Source organism: Leptolyngbya sp. FACHB-36, from assembly GCF_014695955.1.
In the GTDB taxonomy this organism is placed as follows: Bacteria; Cyanobacteriota; Cyanobacteriia; order Leptolyngbyales; family Leptolyngbyaceae; genus FACHB-36.
Genome location: NZ_JACJPG010000318.1, coordinates 1 through 3,946, shown reverse-complemented (window position 1 = coordinate 3,946; position 3,946 = coordinate 1). Strand labels below are relative to the sequence as shown.

Sequence of the window (3,946 nt, the reverse complement as noted above, 5' to 3'; positions counted from 1 at the left end):
TGTTGTTCAAACATCTGCTGCGTTCCCGATCCTGGCTCTCGCATTACCCAAGCGGTCTTGGGCAACTCAGACACCGGCACTTCGGTTCGCTCAAACCACGGATGCGATTTACCCACAATGATTTGTAGGCGATCGTTCCCAACCTCCGTTTCCTGCAAAACCCCTTTCAGTGAAGGCTTCACCTCCCCTTCTACCAAGCCCAAATCAAACTGCCCCGTTGCGGTTCCCTCACAAATCGCTTCTGCGTTCGCCAGTCGGCACTTCACCGACACGCTGGGATACTGCTGCTGAAACTGGTTGATTCGATCGGGCAGCCAGTAGTTGCCGATCGTCAAACTGACGCCCAGCTTGAGTTCTCCCCGTTGCAGGTTGTTCAACTCTCGCAAGCCGCGCTCTGCCTGCGCCACCTGATCCAGAATTCGCTGTGCCTCAATTTGCAGCAGCACTCCCGCATCCGTAATTTCTACTCGCCGTCCAATTCGGTGAAACAGCTTGACATCATAGTCATCTTCCACGCTTTGAATTGCAGCGCTAACCGCTGGCTGAGTGATATAAAGCGTTTCAGCAGCACGGGTAAAGTGTAACTGCTCTGCTACCACCAAAAAAATTCGTAACTGATCTAGCGTCATCCCTGCCATGAACCGCGATGTCCTTACGCATGGCTGACCAATTGCCAGCCGATCGCCACGAGCAGCACGTAGAGTCCAGTCCGCAGCATGCCCTGGTGAATCACTCGACAAAGCTGTGCGCCGAACAAAACTCCCGGCACCGTGCCTAACCAAATCGGCAGCACCAGCCCCAGATCTACGTTGCCTAGCCCGACATGCCCAACGGCTGTAAACAGCAGCAGTATTGCCGCGTGGACAATATCCGTCCCGACGAGCTTGTGGGAATCTAAGCGAAAACAGCCGATTAGCACGATCGCAAATAGCGATCCCGAACCAACACTCGTGAGCCCCAGCAGGCACCCCAACAGCGCTGCCAGCAGAACCGTTGCCAGTCGCCCTGACGCTGTGGATAGGTCAAGTTGGGGCAGGGTCGGTAGGGACACATTTGGATTAATCCACCTCAGCACGCGCCCGCCCAGCGCCACGATCGCCACAAGCAAAATTGCTGCACCTACACCGTGAATGAGCAACTCATTCAAATTTTCAATCTGCGCCTCTTTAATGCGGTGCAGCAGCCCAATTCCAAACAGGGACCCGGGAACGCTGCCGATCGCCAACCATTTCACCAGTCGCAAATCAACGGTCTGCTGACGGTAGTGCTGAAATCCACCCACTATTTTCATCAACACAGCTGACATCACATCTGATCCAATCGCCGTTGCCGCCGGGACTTGAAACCCAAAAATCAATAGAGGGGTCATCAAGGCTGCTCCACCAACGCCCGTAAGCCCAACCAGAGTGCCAACCAGGAAGCTGGCGATCGTAAGCGACAAAACCATGAATCTATGTTCCGCTTATTATTTACCAAATCTTGGGCGACAAATCGTGGTTTAAACGACAAACTAGAAGAGTACAGCTAGTCAGCGTTAGTAAAGTGGTCTTCTAGTGTAAATGGTAAACTACGGTAAGTCGATAGGGATTTAGAATTTACTGCTCTTCAGATTATCACACTTTAGTAGCAATAAATACGGTATATTGATCGGTAAACCGTAATATACGATCTAGAAATCTAATAGGGGGTCGGCTTTAGTGGGAATCTCAGTCGAAAACGTTTCCAAGGAGTTTGGTAGTTTTACTGCGCTCGATCGAGTCAGTGTGGAGATTAAGACTGGATCGCTGGTTGCGCTGCTAGGTCCATCGGGTTCTGGGAAATCCACGCTGCTGAGAATGATTGCTGGATTAGATACTCCAAGCTCTGGGCAAATCTTTTTATCAGGGCAAGATACCACCCATCGCAGCATTCAAGAACGCAACATTGGATTTGTGTTCCAGCACTACGCGCTGTTCAAGCACCTGACCGTGCGGCAGAACATTGCCTTTGCCCTAGAAATTCGTAAAGTGCCCGCTGAGAAGGTGCGCCCGCGTGTTCAAGAACTGCTGCAGCTGATTCAGCTAGAGGGACTGGGCGATCGCTATCCGTCCCAACTCTCTGGAGGACAGCGCCAGCGGGTCGCCCTTGCTCGATCGTTGGCAACCCAGCCCAGTGTGCTGCTGCTGGATGAACCCTTCGGCGCGCTAGACGCAAAAGTCCGTAAAGACCTACGAGTTTGGCTCCGCCGCCTACATCACGAAGTCCAAGTCACCACCGTTTTTGTGACGCACGACCAAGAAGAGGCGATGGAAGTTGCTGATGAAATTGTGGTGATGAACCAGGGTCGAATTGAGCAAGTGGGCACGCCTGCGGAACTGTATGACCAGCCTGCGACTCCTTTCGTCATGAGCTTTATTGGTCCAGTCAATATTTTGCCACCGCCGACTGCTCGACTGTTTCCGGGGCAAAACGCCGGCGCGAGTCAAGCGCTGTTTCTCCGTCCGCATGATGTGGTCATTAGCCCGACGCGCGAAGACGGCATGGCACCCGCTAGCGTTTCTCGCGTCGTTCACATGGGACGGGAAGTTCAAACAGAGCTAACGCTGTCAGATGGCGCGAGTTTTACCGCTGTGCTCCCGCGCGATCGCTTCGATCAGCTTCAGCTACAGCGCAACCAGCAAGTGTTTGTTAAACCCAAACAGGCGCGCGCCTTCCCTCAGCAGCATGCGGCTCCAATTGAAGCGACGGTTTAGGCTTTGCGCCTGTTGAATGACGCTCCTTGATCGCTCTGAAACGACAGAAGGGCTGCATTCATCGATCGAGTTTTTTAGGGCGAAAGAAATACGGTGTGGAAGTGTAGCGCCACTTCCACACCTGTCACATCTTTATGCGCTTTGTCGAGAAACGATGAGACTCAAGCTTCTGGTCACTCTTGCAGCCCTGTTTATTTATTTAATTTCGCCTCAACCCGCTGCGGCTGAATCTGACCTCAACATTCTCCGCAGCCCGGACGCGATTCAAGTGATGCAACCGCTTAATCCGCGTCAGGCACCGTTACCGAATGCGGCTTCTAACGGTGCTTCGCAGACGCGCAAAACGTGGGGACAGTGTTTTAACCTGACGAACAGAACGCTGGCAGTGTACGGCAAAAGCACCGACTCCAAGAAAAAAGCCCAAGAGGCTGGCGAATCCCACACCCTCTATTTTCTAGCAAGCGGTCAAGCCACTGATGACGAGTGGGACTGCGACGGGGTGTACATTCCAGCAGAAATTCCGGTTGCAGGTCTAGAGCCTGCCGATGGGCAAGAACGCGGACCGATCGTCGCCAGAATCGTGGATGGTGCTCGCTTTATGGTGATGGCAAGCCCGACAACGGCTGAACTGGAGTTCAATGTCAGTCCTGCCCAAATTATCAAGTCGGGTGAGTCAACTTGGGAAGTGCCAAATTTAACGCAGACATTGATCGATCGCCAGTTTCCCGACGCGCCGATCGACGACTAACTGCTTGCACCGTTTGAAATCTAGCCTGATCTCCTCTTATTCTTTCTTTATATTGAAATTGATGTCCTCATTTGCTTCTATGCTCAAGGCAGACTCATCGAGTTTCTACCACCGTTCAGGATTACTGCGCTGACGATGGTCGATCGTCGTTAAGGAGGGCATTTATGATTAGCTTTCTGATTTCTGTCGTCGTCATTGCAATTAGCTTATTTGTCATCTCCAAGCTGCCGTTAGGAATTGACGTTGATAATCCCGTTGCAGCGCTGGTTGCTGGAGGAATTATCGGAGCGCTGAATGGAATTTGGGGATTGTTTCCCGGATGGTTTAGAGCTGCAAATGCAATTATTAGCTTGGGGCTACTTCCACTAATTGGCAGCATTATTGTATTTGGACTTGCCGCTTTTCTAGTTGAGGGATTTCGGCTGCGCTGGGGAATTGGCAGCGCGATTTTGGGCGCGATCGCCCT

Annotated in this window: 5 protein-coding genes; 3 read left to right on the top strand and 2 right to left on the bottom strand. The window is 52.3% G+C overall.

Translation table 11 applies throughout. The annotated features are described in order from the left end of the window. Positions 1–638 (bottom strand): LysR substrate-binding domain-containing protein (locus H6F43_RS08780; protein ID WP_190342418.1); only part of this gene is annotated, 638 nt, incomplete at its 3' end. A gap of 14 nt (positions 639–652) precedes the next feature. Further along, positions 653–1,447 (bottom strand): sulfite exporter TauE/SafE family protein, encoded by a 795-nt coding sequence (locus H6F43_RS08775; RefSeq protein WP_190342417.1) that lies wholly within the window; start codon positions 1,445–1,447, stop codon positions 653–655. Between the two features lie 250 nt (positions 1,448–1,697). On the opposite strand from H6F43_RS08775, the gene H6F43_RS08770 reads away from it, so the two are divergent. From H6F43_RS08770 to H6F43_RS08760, 3 genes are all read left to right on the top strand, one after another. Next, positions 1,698–2,732 carry a TOBE-like domain-containing protein gene (locus H6F43_RS08770; protein WP_190342416.1) on the top strand — a complete coding sequence of 345 codons (1,035 nt, stop codon included), beginning with the start codon at positions 1,698–1,700 and terminating at the stop codon, positions 2,730–2,732. A gap of 154 nt (positions 2,733–2,886) precedes the next feature. Further along, positions 2,887–3,480, top strand: coding sequence for a hypothetical protein (locus tag H6F43_RS08765; RefSeq protein WP_190342415.1), 594 nt, complete (start codon positions 2,887–2,889; stop codon positions 3,478–3,480). 164 nt (positions 3,481–3,644) lie between these two features. Then, positions 3,645–3,946: phage holin family protein (locus tag H6F43_RS08760; RefSeq protein ID WP_190342414.1), on the top strand; the 302-nt coding region annotated here is incomplete at its 3' end.